A 14977-nucleotide genomic window follows, 5' to 3' on the forward strand; every position below is an offset into this window, starting at 1 on the left:
CCCTAAAAAGAGAGGCTTTCGTCGTCTTCTGCCTGCGCGCTGATCGCCGCGAACTGCCCCTCAAAGTCGTTGTTCAGATTGACCTTCGTCTTTTCTCCCGTTTTCATGTTCTTGATTACGCCCAGCCCCTGATCGAGCTCGTCGTCGCCGACAACCAGGGTAAACTGCGCGCCGAGCTTGTCCGCGTATTTCATCTGGGCGTTCAGGCTGCGGCCCATTTCGTCGCAGAATGCCGCGACGGAACACTCGCGCAGTCCCTGCGCCATGCGGAACGCCGTGCGCTGCGCCGCCTCTCCGATGGAAGCGATATACAGCTCGCAGGGCTGCGGCTCCGGAAATTCCACTTTCTGCGCCTGCATCACCATCAGCAGGCGTTCGAGGCCGAGGCCGAATCCCAGCGCGGGGGTCGGCTTTCCGCCCATCTCCTCCACCAGCCCGTCGTACCGGCCGCCGCCGCAGACGGTGCTCTGTGCGCCGAGATCGGAGGATACGAACTCGAATACCGTGCGGGTGTAGTAATCCAGGCCGCGAACGATGGCCGGGTCGATCTCATAGGAGATATGAACGGAATCGAGCGCCGATTTGACCCCGTCGAAATGCGCCCTGCAGTCATCGCACAGATAGTCGAGAATGCGCGGGGCGTCTTTCGCAGCCTCGGCGCAGTCCGGCTCCTTGCAGTCCAGAATCCGCATCGGGTTCCGTTCAAGGCGGGAAAGACAGGTCTCGCAGAGCCGGTCCTTCCGCTCCGTAAAATAGGCTTTCAGCGCCTTGGAGTACTCCGCGCGGCAGTCCGGACAGCCGATCGAATTGATCTTCAGCTTCAGGCCTTTGACGCAGAGCCGGTCGAATAAACCGTGCGCGAACGCGATCAGCCCGGCGTCCGCCAAAGGCATCGGCGTGCCGAAAATCTCCACGCCGAACTGGTGGAATTCGCGCTGGCGGCCCGCCTGCGCTTTCTCGTAACGGTAACAGGGGGTTAGGTAATAAAATTTCTGCGGCGCGGGGCTGTTGTACAGCCCGTGTTCCAGATACGACCGCACCACCCCGGCGGTGCCCTCCGGCTTCAGCGTGACGGAGCGCTTCCCCTTGTCCTCAAACGTATACATTTCCTTCTGTACCACGTCGGTGGTTTCCCCCACGGAGCGCCGGAACAGGCGGGTGTCCTCAAACACAGGGGTCCGGATCTCCGAAAACCCGTTCACGGCGGCTTCCTCCCGCATGACTTCCTCCACCGCCTGCCAGCATTCGCTGATCTCCTCCGCCTTCACGCTCCCGCTCTTTCCGGGAAGAATATCCTTTGTCCCTCTCTGTGCCTTGATCTGTTCCATAAACGGCTCCTTTTCTTCAGAAAATAAATAGTAACTCCCCGGCACAGCCGCGGTTTTTCATATTATAACAAAAAATCCCCGTCCCAATGGAAAGGGACGAGGGAGTTTCCTCTCGTGGTGCCACCCTTTTTCAGGGGCCGGAAACGGCCCCCCTTTCGCTCGCCCCTCCTGGGGCGGAAAACGGCTCCCGGATGTCTTCGCAGAGGTCTCGTTTTGCAGGCCCGCTCTCAGCCGCGGCGGACCCTCGCTGTGCAGAAACCCCGGTTACTCCTTCCGTTCCCAGCCGGAAAATCAGCCTTTCGGGTTCAGAATGTCGCGCCAGTCCAGATCGCCACGCTCCAGCCCGTGGATCAAGACCTCCGCCGTCGCGATGTTCGTCGCGACCGGAATATTATGCACGTCGCACAGGCGCAGCAGATTCATGTCGTTCGGCTCGTGGGGCTTGGGGTTCAGCGGGTCGCGGAAAAACAGGAGCAAGTCCACCTCGTTGCAGGCGATCCTCGCCGCGATCTGCTGGTCGCCCCCCTGGGGGCCTCCCAGGAACCGCTGGATCTCAAGACCGGTCGCCTCCGAAACCAATTTTCCCGTCGCCCCCGTGGCACAAAGCGAGTGGCGGCTCAGGACGCCGCAGTATGCGATGCAAAACTGAACCATCAGCTCTTTTTTCGCGTCGTGAGCAATTAATGCAATATTCATAAATTGATCCTCCAAAAATCAACATTAAAATCGATTCACTGAGGGGAGAGGCACCTGTTCGCCCTCCAGCCTGGCGGCCAGACGCCCCGCCGCGAGCGCTCCGGGCGAAGTCTCCGGCGCGGCCTGCGCCTTCAGCGTCGCCGCCGCCAGAAGCGGATCCTCCGGAATCACGGCGATCAGCCTGACGCCCGCGGCGTCGATCACGGAGTCCAGGTCCCCGTAGCACTTCTGCGCCCGGAACCGGACGCCGGAAAACCGGTTGACCACAAGCCTCTGCTGCCGGACTCCGGCCTCCTCCAGGCTCCGCCGGGCACGGGCCGCCGCCCTCAGGCTGACCGGGTCAGGCGTCGCCACAACCAGCGCCCTCCGGGCCGCGGCCGCGGCGCTGAAAAAGCCCTGCCCGATCCCCGCCGGGCTGTCGATCAGGATATGGTCGTAATACCGGGAAAGGACCCCGACGAGCTGCCGCATCACTTCCGGGCTGACAACGTCCTCTTCCGTCCCCGGAGCGGAAAGCAGGAAAAGATTCGGCTCAAACGCACTTGGGTAAACCGCTTTCGCGGGTTCCGCCGCGCCGGAAACGACATCCGCGATGTCGAACACACGGTGGTCGAGGACACCGAGCATATGGTCCAGGCTTCCAAGGCCGGCGTCGCAGTCGATCAGCAGTACGCGCTTTCCCCGTGCAGCGAGGGCGGCCCCGACAGACGCCGTGACCGTCGACTTGCCGACCCCGCCTTTTCCCGATGTAATGACTGTTACCGAATCCATAGTTAGTCCCTCATATTACCCATATTACCACAACAAATGATAAGAGTAAAGCATTTTAGCTGTCTGTTTTCACAAATTTTACAGTGCGACGCTTTCCGCTATCGCTGCGAAGACGCGGACGACGAAGCGCCGGAAGAAGCGTTCTGCCCTGCCTGCCCGGAAGCGGACGGCATGACCAGATTTCCGTTCCCATCCACGGTTTTGCCGTAAAAATAGGCGTCGAGGACATCCTTCGCGACGGTCATGCAGTACTTGCCGGTCGCGCCGTGTTCCAGCACCACCGCGACCGCAATCTGGGGATGGTCGTAGGGGGCGAACGCGATGAAGGTGACATTGTCGGAGTGCGGGGTCAGAACCGCCGTGCCGGTTTTCGCCGCGATCGGAATCCCGTAGTTCTTAAAGATCGACGAGGCGGTGCCGGCCGTCGCCACGCTGCGCATGGCCGCCTTGACATAGTCGATATAGCTCTGGTCGACGCCGATGTTCTCCACCTCCTGCGGCTTCGTCTGGGAGATGACCTTGTCCCTCGCATAATTGGTTATTTTATCCACAACATGGGATTTTAAACGCTTCCCGTTGTTCGCGATCGTCGCAACATAAGTCGCGAGCTGCAGCGGGGTGAACTGGTTGTCGCTCTGGCCCACCGCCGCCTCGACGGTATCCGCGTCCCACCACGATCCGCCGGAAGCGCTGCGCTCCGCCGGGCCGGCGAGAACGCCGGCGTTCTCGCTCAGCTCGATCCCCGTCTTCGCACCGAGGCCGAAACGCGGCGCATAAAGGTTCAGCGTGCTGATGCCGGTGCGGTAGCCGACCTCGTAGAAAAACGAGTTGCTGGATTTTTCAATCGCGTAGTTCGCGGTGATCATGCCGTAGTTGCCGATGCTTCTCAGCGGCAGCCCGACGTCCGAAAAACGCGTGTACAGGCTGTTGCCCAGAATCCGGGTGGAGGTGGTGATCGACTTTTCCTGCAGGGCGGTCAGCGCCACATAGGGCTTGACGATCGACCCCGGGGTGAAAATTCCGTTGAACGCCCGGTTGATGAGCGGAAGGTTTTTGTCCTGAAGCAGCTGACTGTAGTAATTGGTATCGCTGAGATATTCGTTCTCGTCGTAAGTCGGAAACGTGGACGCAGCGAGAACCGCAAAATCGCTGACGCGCAGCACCACCGCGCCGCCGGCCACGCAGTCTTCGCCGTGCCCGCTGGAAGAGCCCTGGTAACGCTGAGCGCACAGCGTCCGCCCGTACTCGCGCGTCGCCTTGATGTTCTGCGCGAGCGAAGTGTTGAGGACCTTTTGAAGGTTGCTGTTGATCGTCAGATAAACGGTTTCCCCCGGCTGCGGAGAGGCGGTCACCGTTTCGGAGGCGACGTTCCCCTGCCCGGTCAGTTCAACGACCTTCTCGCCGCTCTTGCCGCGCAGGGTACTTTCAAACGCCTGCTCGATCCCGCTCTTTCCGATGCGGTCGTTGTAGGCGTAGCCCTTGTCCTTGAGCGTCTTCCACTCTTCGGCGGAAATGGAGCCGATCGTGCCCAGAATGTGCGGCAGCAAAGTGCCGTCCGGGTATTCCCTCACCGTGGTCAGCTTTGTCTGGACACCCGGCAGTTTCATGGAATTTTCACTTAAGACCCCCACCGTGTCCTTGCTGATGTCGCTTGCAAACGTATAGGGCGCCGAAACGGAAAAGCCGGATTTCGTCATATTGTACCGGACGGAGACGATGTCGCGCGTATCCTTCGCGGAATATCCGCCGCACTCGTACCGGTCGGTCAGATGCTGCATGCACTGGGCGGCCGTCGCATAGGACTCCACATTGAGAAAATCCTTTGACTTCAGCGTCTTGATCTCCTTGTCCTCCCCGGAGACAAACTCGTATTCCCCTTTCGAATTCACCGTGATCGGCAGCTCGTCCACCCATTTTTCTCCCTTGGAATCCAACAGGCGGATCAGCGTCAGGATCGTCTGGTTCTCCGTCTCCTCCGTCAGGTAGGCCTTGTCGAACACGATGGCATAACCGGTTCGGTTGACCGCCAGCCCGTTTCCGGCGGAATCCAGGACCTCGCCGCGGGAGGTATCCATCTCCACCTGATAAAGGCTGGACTTATCCGCCTTTTCCAAAAAGGAGGCCCCGTTGACGATCTGCCAGTCAAACAGCCGCAACGCATAGACGAAAAGGGCTGCAAGCACCAGCAGTCCGGCAAAAAGGCGGCGGCCCCGGCCGCCGGTTTTCTCTTCTTCCATCGTCATTCCTCCTTTGAGCGGATCTGCAGCGCAAGCGCGCGGTTGAAATAATATGTGAGCGGCATGCACGCCGTCGTGTAGCAGAAGAGAGGCAAATAGCGGACCAAAAGCGCATAGCCCGCGTGCTCGTATCCGCTCATCACAAAAAAGAACACCCACTGCAGCAGAAACGTCGCGGCCGACGCGGCGGCCGTGAGCAGCAGGGCGGAAAAGAAATTCGTCTGGAACAGATTCGCTGCGATCAGGGAAATCAGATAGCATCCCCCCGCCAGAAGCAGCGCGTGAAACCCCAGCATGCTGCCGAAGCCGAAATCGATCAGAAGCCCGCCCGCGAGCCCGAACGCCATGGCGGCGGTCTCGCTTTCAAACAGGGCAATGGAAAGCGCCGCCGGGAGCACCAGCACCGGACGCGCCGATTCGATCGGCGGAATCAGCCCGGGAGTTTCCTGCAGCACAAACAGCACCAGCAATTCCAAAGAATACGCAAAAAAGCGGATCACTTTCAATTTTGTCGTCCCGCTCATGTCATTTTCCCCCTTGAGAGGAAGATGAGGAAGACGGCGGGGAAGACGATTTTGTATCGTCGTCCAGCGCCTGGCCCTGGCCCTGGAACGACGTGATCACCATCACGTCGCGCACGGTCTTGACATCGACAAAAGGCGTGACCTCCGCGTAAAGGGAGACGTCGTACGGATCGTTCTTCACGCTTTTCACGGTCCCGACCACAAGGTCGCGGGGATAGATCCCGCCAAGGCCGTTCGTCACAACGATGTCTCCCGCTTTGGCTTTCGTGTCCGCGGACAGATAGCCGAGCTTGACGACACCCTGATCGGCGAGCTTGATATCGGTTGCGACCACACCGCTTTCCCGGTTCACTTTGTCCATTGCGCTGATCTTTGTGTCCGGCGAAAGAATGGTGGTCACCCTGCTGTAATTCGCGCTGACGGAGGAAATCCATCCCGCAACGCCGCTTTCCGTTATGACGGGATCGTATACGGAGATCCCGGCCAGGGAACCCTGATCGATGGTAAACTGATAGAACAGGCTGGACGGGTCGCGGGCGATGACCGCGGCGGAAACCGGTTTAAAGTCCTTGTTGTCGTTTTTTAATTCAAGGAATTTGCGCAGCTGCGCATTTTCCTGCTGGTACGTATAATAATTGATCAGTTTGCGGTTCAGCTCGTCCACCTGCTGTTTCAGGCGTTCGTTTTCCGCTTCCAGTTCTTCCTTCGACTGCGTTGCAGACTGGGCCGTCGCCGCCGCGTTGTTCGTGACCAGCGTGCTGACGCGCTCCATCGGCGTGGAAAGGAAGCCGAACGCGTCCGTCAGGAACGAGCCGCCCGAGCCTGCGGTGGTCAGCATCAGCCCAAACAGGACGAAAACGGTGATAATTAAAATTTTAAATCCGTTGGAGTGGAAAACGTCCTTCATCCGGCACGGCCCTCCTTGTCCGTTTTCTTCGGCGGACGCATTCGCGCCGCCGCAGCTTTATTGAGTTTTTATTATAGCATGCTTTGGTTCGGGAAACAAGGTTCCGGCACAGTTTCGCGTTTGCCGGCCGGCGGAAAAATGCGGAAAACGGGGTATTGACAAAATTGTCCGATTGTTATACAGTTAGTTACATGAGTAATTAACTAATGAGGAGTGACCGATGTGCCTCCCGATTTTTCAAATGACAAACCGATTTTCCAGCAGATTGCCGAAGAGCTGGAGGACGCCATTTTAAGCGGCGCTTTCAGGGAGGAAGAACAGATTCCTTCCACTACGGAAATCTCGGTCAACTACAAGATCAATCCCGCCACCGCGCTGAAGGGCATCAATCTGCTGGTGGAAGAATCCGTCGCTTACAAGCGCAGGGGAGTCGGCATGTTCGTTTCTCCCGGCGCGAAACAGCGGATTCAGGAAAAACGCAGACAGTCTTTCTTCCGCGCCTTTGTCCTCCCGCTGGTGCGGGAAGCCGGAAAGCTGGGCCTTGGACCGGAGGATACGGCGGAACTGATAAAGAGAGGTTTTAAGGATGCGAATTGAACTAAAGGGCGTGACCAAACGCTTTCAGGGCAAAACGGCGTTGGACCACGTCACCGTTACGCTGGAAGACGGTCATATCTATGGTCTTCTCGGACGCAACGGCGCGGGAAAAAGCACGCTTCTGAACCTGATTGCGGGCCGGCTGTTCCCCACGGAGGGCGAAATTCTGGCCGACGGCGAACCGGTCTGGGAAAACGACCGCGCGCTCGGCAGAATCTACTGCATGTCGGAGGCAAATTATTTCCCCGACGGTTTGTGCGTGAAGGATATTTTCCGCTATACCGCCGATTTTTATTCCGGCTTCGACCTTTCCTACGCGATGGAACTCGCCGACCGTTTCGAGCTGGACCCCGGCGCAAAAAACGGCAGGCTTTCCACCGGATACAAAACCATTTTGAAGCTGACGGCGGCTCTGGCCACCCGCGCCCCAGCCCTGCTGCTGGACGAACCGGTCCTGGGGATGGACGCCGGGAACCGCGAGCTGTTCTACCGCGAACTGGTCCGGAACTTCTCGGAGCATCCGCGCCTTGTCATTTTTTCGACCCACCTGATTGAAGAGGCCGCGAAGCTGATCGACCGCGCCGTCATGCTCAAGCGCGGAAAACTCATCCTGAACGAGGACGTGGAAACCTTACTGGAGGACTCGTACCAGGTGCGCGGCCCGGCGGAGGCGGCCGGCCGGTATGCCGAAGGAAAGACAGTGATCGGCTCCGAGCAGTTCGGCGGCCTGAAAACCGTTTACCTGCGCGGAAAACCGGACGCCGCCGCATTGGGGGAAGATCTCACCTTTGAGAAAACGGACCTGCAAAAGCTGTTCATCGAACTGACGGGAACTCCGCGGAAGGAGAATCACGAATGAATCTGAAACCGATCATCCGGCTTCAACTCCGGCATGTTTACCGGATTTTCCGGATTATGTACCTGATTGTCTACGCGACGGTAGCCCTGAATGTGGTTTATGAACTGACTTACCGCAGCGGCGGGCAGGTTCAGCTGCATACCTCCGGGCTTGAGCTGGCGACAATCATCACCATTTTTATCGTCGGCCTCAACTGTTTCAGGGAATACTTTCCGTTCTATTCGGCCAACGGCGTTTCGCGGCACCGCGTTTTTTCCGGCGTGGTTCTTTCCCTTGGAATCACCGCGGCCTGCACCGCGCTGATCGACACCGTCAACACGGTGATTTTCTCCCTGTTCATGGACTACCGGCCGATGTACGCCACCGGCCTGCATAGTCTGGCGAGCTTTTCCGTTACGGGCCGTCTCTCCTCCGCACCCGTGCTGACCGCTTCCCTGCTCCTGAAAAATTTACTCTGGTGCTTCTGCGCCTACCTTGTCTTCGCGCTGTTCGGCCTGTTTCTGTCCATGCTGTATTACCGGATGAACCGGGCGCAGAAACTGGTTTTCTCCGCCGGAATTCCCGTCCTGTTGCTGGTTGTTCTGCCCGCGGTTGACCAGAATATCACCGGAGGGCGCATCACGGCTGCGTTTTTGAGCGTCCTGCAATGGTGGATGGCATGCATGATGAACCCTGTTTCCGACCTTGCGGCGCATCTCGTCCTCGCCGCCCTGTTCTCCGGGGCCGCTTTCCTGCTGATCCGACGCGTGGAAATCCGGCAATCATAATATTCCCTTTGGAAAGGAGCCTGTCATCATGGGGAATCCTTCTGATTTTTCAAGCGCCTCGGAATATTTCTGGTTTAACATCGCGTTTTATTTTCTGTGCGCCGTCGAATTTCTGGTCTGGCTGTTCACCTCAAGCCGCTGGGCGCGGCACGGCGAGCGGGTAAAGCCGGACCCTTCGATGTGGCTGCTCGTGTTCGGCTGGGCGGGCAGCGTCTACCTGAGCCTTCTGCTTCGCAGCCACGCCGTCCCCGCTGAGATGCAAAGCCTGCTGCTTCCCCATGCATTCTATTTTTTCGGCATGGTGCTTCTGGTCGGCGGAGCCGTCCTGCGGGCCGCCGCCGTATGGGCTCTGAAACGTGCCTTTACGCTGAACGTGCAGATTGCCGACGGCCAGCGCCTGATTACAACCGGGCTTTACCGCTTCCTCCGGAACCCGGCGTATACGGGAAGCATCCTCAGTCTGCTGGGAATCGCGTTCTGCCTGCGCAGCGCGCTTGCCCCGGTCGCCGTTCTCGTCCTCTGCGCCGTCTGTTACGGGGTCCGCATCCGCAAGGAGGAAAAAGCGCTCTCCGGTCAGTTCGGCGCGGAATTTGAAACCTATCAAAAGCACACCTGGCGGCTGTTTCCGGGAATTATTTAAGCGCACAAAAAACCGCCCCGGCACGTGGAAAATGTGCCGGGGCGCCTATTATTTTGTTTTCAGCCGAGCTCCGGGTCGTAGTGCGCCCGCTCTCCGCCGATATATTTCGGCCTGGTCCTCGCGCAGACCAGATTCGCCTCTCCGATCTTTTTCACATTCAGCCGCACCGGCACCGCGACCGGGCGCAGGTGCATCCCGATCAGCGTGTCGCCGATGTCCATCCCGGCGTTCGCCTGAACGGACTCCACCGCCGCCGGATGCTGGAAGGCACGGTAGGCCGCCGTGGCGAATGAACCGCCCGCCTTGGGCTGGGGCACCGCGTTGACGATGGGCAGACCGTATTTTTCAGCCGCTTCCTTCTCCAGGACGATCGCGCGGTTCAGATGCTCGCAGCACTGGGCCGCGAGATAGATCCCTCTGTCCTTCAAAATGGGATAAATCGCGCCGAACACCGCGTTCGCCGTCTCCTCGCTGGAACCGGAGCCGATCTTCTTCCCGCAGATCTCACTGGAGGAGCATCCGACCACCAGAATGTCGCCCGGCCTCAGCGTAACGGCATCCAGAAATTCCGTCACGGCCCCGCGGGCCTGTTCTTCAATTTCGTTCCGCATTGCAAAAACCTCCGTTCGCAATCGAAATCACTGTTACAATACTATCATACCCCAAGGCCGCGCGAAATGCGCTCCCGGGGGAAAATAAAACGGTTATCAGTGCCTGGGCTTCGCCCGCACCCGGATGGTCGCCTGAATCATCGCCGTAACGACCTGTGCGTTGGTCTGGGCGTCGATATCCGGCGGGACCTGGCCGCTGGAAAGCACCATGTACTTCGGCGGCAGCTTGTTGAGCGCCATTGCCACAATATCCTTTTTGCACCGGTCGCAGCGGCAGCACTGGAACCTCGACAGAACCGAATCCAGCTTGCTCAGAACGATCCCTTCCATAATGTTGACCACTTCCGTCTGGCGGCTGTCCAGCGAGGGAACGCTGATCTTATGGGGCTCCGGCGTGCGGTGCCGCACGGGCGTTTCGCGTTCGGAAGCTTCGCCGGCATCCGTCCCCTGCGCTGCGGCCGCCTCATTGACCGGTTCGGTTTCCTCCATGGGCTGCCTCTGCTTCGACTGGGACGGCATCAGCTTTTTATACATCAGTTCCTTGTCGATCTCTTTTTTCGACCTCGGCATGAGCCGTCAAACCCCCTTTGCGAGCAGCTCGTCGATCAGTCTGCCGTAGTCCTGCGCGATATGGCTGTGGGAATCGTATTCAAACACGTTCTGCTGAAGCGACTGCGCCTCGCTGGCCGAAACACTGCTGCGGATAAAGCTGTCGAACAGCCGGATGTGCAGGTCCTCCGCGATCAGTTCCGCCGTTCCGCGGACCTCCCGGCTCAGGCGCGTGCGCGGGTTGTACCGCGTCAGCAGAATCCCCGCGATCGCCAGATTCGGGTTGCAGTATTTTTTGACGCGTTCCACGGTCTCGTAGAGCTGCGCAATGCCCTGAAGGCTGAAAATATCGGAAAGCATCGGCACGATGATCTGGTCCGACGCGGTAAAGGCGTTGATGGTCAGGATTCCGAGCGCCGGGGGCGTGTCCAGCAGAATATAATCGTAGAACGGCTGAATCGGCCTGATTGCTTCTTTCAGCAGAAATTCGCGCCCCGTATTGGTAAATTCCAGCTCGATCCCGCTTAAGAGGATGCTGGAAATAATGATGTCCATGCTGTCCGTTTTCTGGATCGCGTACTGGGTTTTGACCTCGCCTTTCAGCACGTCGTAAATCGAGGCGCTGGTCTCCGAGTCGGCCCCTACGCTGAACCCGAGATTCCCCTGCGGGTCGAGATCGATCGCCAAAACACGGTAGCCCCTCTTTTTCAGCCCCGCGGCCAGAGAGCAGGTCGTCGTCGTTTTGCCGACTCCTCCCTTTTGATTGGAAATTGAAATCACCTTGGCCATTCCGATTCCCCTTTCCCGTGATTCGACACGTTTCGAATAATATTATTATATCGTTTCGCCCGCCATATTACAAGCGTCCCAATAGAAAAGCCCCGCCGCAGCGGCGGAGCCTGTCATCCGGGAAAATTTACATGCTCATCGCAAGTTCAAAGTTCCTGCGCATCGTTTCGCAGGAATCTGCGAAACGTTTCCGTTCCTCCGGCGTCAGATCAATTTCGACGATCCGTTCCACGCCGCCCGCGCCGAGGACCGCCGGGATGCTGGCGTAGACGTCCTTCTGACCGTACTGTCCCTCCAGCAGGCAGGAAACCGGAAGGATCTTTTTTTCGTCGTGAAAGATGGTCTTGACGATTTCCGCAAGCGCCGTGCCGATGCCGAATTCCGTCGACTTCTTTCCGTGGAGAACGGTCCAGCCGCCTTTTCTGGCCGCCTCCGCCACTTCGTTCAGGTCCAGTTTTCCATAGGTCTCCGGATCCCGTTTCATCAGGTCGAAAAGCGGGATCCCCGCGACGGCCGCGTTCGACCACGGCACCATCTGGGACTCCCCGTGTTCGCCCATCACATAGGCGTGAATGGACTTCTGGTCCAGACCCGTGCGCTCTGAAAGCTCTCTGCGCAGGCGGGCGGAATCCAGCGTCGTGCTGGTCGAGATCACGCGCTTCGCGGGAAAGCCGGTGTGCGCCTGCAGATAGTGCGCGATCACGTCGGCCGGGTTCGAGATGCTGACGAGCATCCCCGAAAAGCCGGAATCCCTCATCGGGCCGACGATGGTTTTCATCTCTTTGATGGTCGCGCCGAGGGTATCCATTCTGGTCTGTTTCCCGTCCGGCAGCGGACCCGCGGCCATGACGCAAATGTCCGCGTCCGAAAGCTCGTCGTAGCCGCCCGCACGCACGTTGACGTGGTGCGGGAGATATACCGTCGCGTCCGCAAGGTCCATCGCCTGGGCGACGGCCTTGTCTTTGTCCGTATCGATATACACAAGCTCGTCGCAGACTCCCTGCGTAATCAGGCTGAAGCCGCAGTGCGACCCCACGTGCCCCGCCCCAATGACCACAATTTTCCTTGTTTTCATCCTGCCGACCTCCTGAAAGTATATTTTATGTACCGGAATGCGAAGCGACGAAATGGTCGCGCCACACGCACCACCCGGTGACAGATATCAGCACCACGGCCCCGCCGAACAGCGCATACGGCCCCGGCGCCTCCCCATAGCACAGAAAAACCCAGACCGGGTTCAAAAGCGGCTCCAGCGCGCCGATGAGCGAACAGGCGAGCGGCGGGCAGTTCTTCAGGGCCAGCCCGTAAAGAATATAGGGCACGCCGAGCTGAACGATCCCAAGGACCAGAATCCCGGCAACGCATCTCACCGAAAGCTCGGGCGGAAAGAAAAACGCCACGGGCAGACCGACCACGGCCGTGGCGAGATGCGCGAACAGAATGCCGCTCATGCGCGAATCCATGTCCGCCCAGGCGGACACAAGATAATTGATCGCCACCAGCACGCCGGAAAACAGCGCGATGCCGTTGCCAAGCAAGCCGCCGAACGTCAGGCGGCCGAGGAAAAACATCGCGATGCCGCACATGGTCCCCGCGACCGCGACCACATCCGCGCGGTGAAACCGCTGTTTGAGGAAAACAGCGGAAAAAACGACGATGAAAGCGGGAGCAGAATATTGCAGCACGATCGCGTTCGCGGCCGTCGTGAGCTTGTTCGCCACGACAAAGGAGAACATCAGCCCGCACATGGTGATGCAGCTCAGCATGGAGTAGCGGTCGACCCGGATCCGGATTCCGACGTACCGGATATAAAGAAAAATGACCCCCGCGGCCAGCAGACTTCGGGAGGCCGATATCACAACCGGATTCCATGGAAGCAGCTTGATCAGCGCTCCTGAGAAGCTCCAGAGCACCGCGCTCCCCATCATCAGAAAAACAGACTGCCTCCGGGCATTTGACAACACCATCCGGCGATTCTCCCTTTTTCAACAGCAATGCGATCAATCTGGTCCATTTTAGCACAGTTCTCCCCGGGACTTCAAGATGCGCAGGAAATTTTTGTAGGCGGAGGGTACGGCGCACCGGGCGCTCAGGTCCTCGGGACCCGCCCAGAAGAAGCCGTCCGCCCGCTCCTTCGTGTGGGCAAGGTATCCCGCCATGTGCCACTCCACATGGGTGAAAACATGTTTCGCCCCGGGCAGGGGCTCCGCTTCCGCCTCCGGAAAGCCCCATTCGTCCAGGGTCCGGCGCGCCTCCCCGGCCGAAAGCGTCCCCGGCACGCAGGGAAACTCCCACATGCCCGCCAGCAGACCGGTCTCCGGGCGTTTCCGAAGCGCCGCTTTTCCTCCGCACAGGATCAGAAACACCGTTTTTTTCTCCTCCCGGCGCGCGGGTTTCGGGGAAACGACCGGGAGCGACGCGGCCTGCCCCGTTTTCAGGCCTTCGCACAGCGCGGAGAGGGGACAGCCCGCGCACAGCGGCGCGCCGTTCGGCAGGCAGACCGTCGCGCCGAGCTCCATCAGCGCCTGGGTGAAATCCCCGCTGCGCCCGGCGGGATAAACGCCGCGCAGCTTCTCCGCCGCGCCCCGCTTCACGGCGGCGCCGCGGATATCCCTTCCGTCCGCGGTCAGGCGCGCAAGCACCCGCAGCACGTTGCCGTCCACGGCGGGCTCCGGCCTGCCGTAGGCGATGGAAGAAATCGCGCCCGCGGTGTACTCACCGATTCCGGGCAGCTTGAGAAGCTCCTTCGGATCGCTTGGAAGGACTCCGCCGTATTGCTCCAGGACCGCCCGCGCCGCCTTTTGCAGATTCCGCGCCCGGCTGTAATACCCAAGTCCCTCCCAGAGCTTCAGGAGCCGGTCTTCGGATACTTCGGCCAGCGCGCGCAGATCGGGCAATTCGCGGACAAACCTCTCAAAATAGGGCCTGACCGCCTCCACGCGCGTCTGCTGGAGCATGATTTCAGAGACCCACACGCGGTAAGGCGTCGGGTTGTCCCGCCAAGGCAGGCTTCTTGCGTTTTCGCCGTACCATCCGAGCAGCGGCTCCGTGATTTTTGAAAGTTCCATCTTTTTCTTTCCCTTCGCCGGACAGGATTCCATCTTCATGATACCACGCCCCGCAAAAAATTGCTTCCGGAAAAGCCGCATAAAAAAATCGGGGAAAACCGAAACCGGCTCTTCTCCCCGAAATTTTATTTTCACAACCGCTCCGCCCGGTTCAGGTGCCGATCATTTCCAGGATGGCCTTCTTGCTCCGCAGCCCGACGGACCGGGCGGCCACCTTTTTATCTTTCAGCAGGACCAGCGTCGGAATGCTCATGATGCCGAACTGCTCCGCAAGCTCCGGCTCGCTGTCGATATCGACCTTTCCGACACGCACCTTTTTCGCGGTCTCTTTCGCCACCTCGTCGACGATCGGGGCCGCCATGCGGCACGGTCCGCACCAGGGGGCCCAGAAATCGATCAACACCGGTTTGCCTGAATTCAGGACCTTGTGAATATTCTTTTTCGTAATGGTCATCGCCGCCATTGTTCTCTCTCCTTTTTGGCATTTGATTTCAGTTCTGCTGTATTGTATGAAGGAGAGGGAAAAAGTTCCGTAACATTGTCACATATGAAAAATAATGCGATAACGCGCCCGCAGTGAGAGCAATTTCCTCCGTCCCGACGGGCTTTCCGGAAAGCTGTGACAGAGCGCTCC

Annotated in this window: 17 protein-coding genes; 4 read left to right on the forward strand and 13 right to left on the reverse strand. The window is 59.1% G+C overall.

Features of this window, described 5'->3' with window-relative positions:
- Nucleotides 1-2: 2 nt before the first annotated feature.
- The 6 genes from hisS to mreC form a co-directional block, all read right to left on the reverse strand.
- Nucleotides 3-1328, reverse strand: a complete 1326-nt coding sequence (gene hisS, locus EQM14_RS15310) for a histidine--tRNA ligase (protein WP_128744029.1) — start codon at nt 1326-1328, stop codon at nt 3-5.
- A 291-nt stretch (nt 1329-1619) separates the two neighbouring features.
- Nucleotides 1620-2024, reverse strand: coding sequence for a methylglyoxal synthase (locus EQM14_RS15315; protein WP_128744030.1), 405 nt, complete (start codon nt 2022-2024; stop codon nt 1620-1622).
- A gap of 24 nt (nt 2025-2048) precedes the next feature.
- Nucleotides 2049-2795: a P-loop NTPase gene (locus EQM14_RS15320; protein ID WP_128744031.1), complete on the reverse strand. Its 747-nt coding sequence runs from the start codon at nt 2793-2795 to the stop codon at nt 2049-2051.
- A gap of 98 nt (nt 2796-2893) precedes the next feature.
- A complete protein-coding gene (locus EQM14_RS15325; protein WP_128744032.1) occupies nt 2894-5032 on the reverse strand; it encodes a penicillin-binding transpeptidase domain-containing protein in 2139 nt (712 codons plus the stop codon).
- Between the two features lie 2 nt (nt 5033-5034).
- Complete coding sequence (gene mreD / locus EQM14_RS15330) at nt 5035-5556, reverse strand: rod shape-determining protein MreD (protein WP_128744033.1); 522 nt, start codon at nt 5554-5556, stop codon at nt 5035-5037.
- 1 nt (nt 5557) lies between these two features.
- Nucleotides 5558-6463, reverse strand: coding sequence for a rod shape-determining protein MreC (mreC, locus tag EQM14_RS15335; protein WP_128744034.1), 906 nt, complete (start codon nt 6461-6463; stop codon nt 5558-5560).
- A gap of 222 nt (nt 6464-6685) precedes the next feature.
- On the opposite strand from mreC, the gene EQM14_RS15340 reads away from it, so the two are divergent.
- Genes EQM14_RS15340 through EQM14_RS15355 form a run of 4 tightly spaced genes read left to right on the forward strand, consistent with a single transcriptional unit; the run spans nt 6686 to nt 9326 of the window.
- The gene (locus tag EQM14_RS15340; protein WP_128744035.1) at nt 6686-7060 is read left to right on the forward strand and encodes a GntR family transcriptional regulator; all 375 of its coding nucleotides are present in this window, start codon (nt 6686-6688) and stop codon (nt 7058-7060) included.
- Entirely contained in the window at nt 7050-7919 is an 870-nt protein-coding gene (locus EQM14_RS15345) for an ABC transporter ATP-binding protein (protein WP_128744036.1), read from the forward strand. Before EQM14_RS15340 ends, EQM14_RS15345 begins: the two co-directional genes overlap by 11 nt.
- Complete coding sequence (locus EQM14_RS15350; protein ID WP_128744037.1) at nt 7916-8686, forward strand: hypothetical protein; 771 nt, start codon at nt 7916-7918, stop codon at nt 8684-8686. The genes EQM14_RS15345 and EQM14_RS15350 overlap by 4 nt, the downstream gene beginning before the upstream one ends.
- 28 nt (nt 8687-8714) lie before the next feature.
- Nucleotides 8715-9326 (forward strand): methyltransferase family protein, encoded by a 612-nt coding sequence (locus EQM14_RS15355; RefSeq protein ID WP_128744038.1) that lies wholly within the window; start codon nt 8715-8717, stop codon nt 9324-9326.
- A 59-nt stretch (nt 9327-9385) separates the two neighbouring features.
- Here EQM14_RS15355 and EQM14_RS15360 read toward each other — a convergent pair whose 3' ends face one another.
- The 7 genes from EQM14_RS15360 to trxA form a co-directional block, all read right to left on the reverse strand.
- Nucleotides 9386-9937, reverse strand: a complete 552-nt coding sequence (locus EQM14_RS15360) for a TIGR01440 family protein (protein ID WP_128744039.1) — start codon at nt 9935-9937, stop codon at nt 9386-9388.
- 96 nt (nt 9938-10033) lie between these two features.
- Complete coding sequence (locus tag EQM14_RS15365) at nt 10034-10507, reverse strand: late competence development ComFB family protein (protein ID WP_128744040.1); 474 nt, start codon at nt 10505-10507, stop codon at nt 10034-10036.
- 6 nt (nt 10508-10513) lie between these two features.
- Nucleotides 10514-11275, reverse strand: coding sequence for a ParA family protein (locus tag EQM14_RS15370; RefSeq protein ID WP_128744041.1), 762 nt, complete (start codon nt 11273-11275; stop codon nt 10514-10516).
- Between the two features lie 127 nt (nt 11276-11402).
- A complete protein-coding gene (locus EQM14_RS15375) occupies nt 11403-12350 on the reverse strand; it encodes an L-lactate dehydrogenase (RefSeq protein ID WP_128744042.1) in 948 nt (315 codons plus the stop codon).
- A gap of 25 nt (nt 12351-12375) precedes the next feature.
- Nucleotides 12376-13242: a DMT family transporter gene (locus tag EQM14_RS15380; protein ID WP_128744043.1), complete on the reverse strand. Its 867-nt coding sequence runs from the start codon at nt 13240-13242 to the stop codon at nt 12376-12378.
- A 48-nt stretch (nt 13243-13290) separates the two neighbouring features.
- Nucleotides 13291-14382: an A/G-specific adenine glycosylase gene (gene mutY / locus EQM14_RS15385; RefSeq protein ID WP_243112556.1), complete on the reverse strand. Its 1092-nt coding sequence runs from the start codon at nt 14380-14382 to the stop codon at nt 13291-13293.
- A 112-nt stretch (nt 14383-14494) separates the two neighbouring features.
- A complete protein-coding gene (gene trxA, locus EQM14_RS15390) occupies nt 14495-14833 on the reverse strand; it encodes a thioredoxin (protein WP_326975692.1) in 339 nt (112 codons plus the stop codon).
- Nucleotides 14834-14977 lie beyond the last annotated feature (144 nt).

The sequence above is a fragment of the Caproiciproducens sp. NJN-50 genome (assembly GCF_004103755.1).
Taxonomy (GTDB): Bacteria; Bacillota; Clostridia; order Oscillospirales; family Acutalibacteraceae; genus Caproicibacter.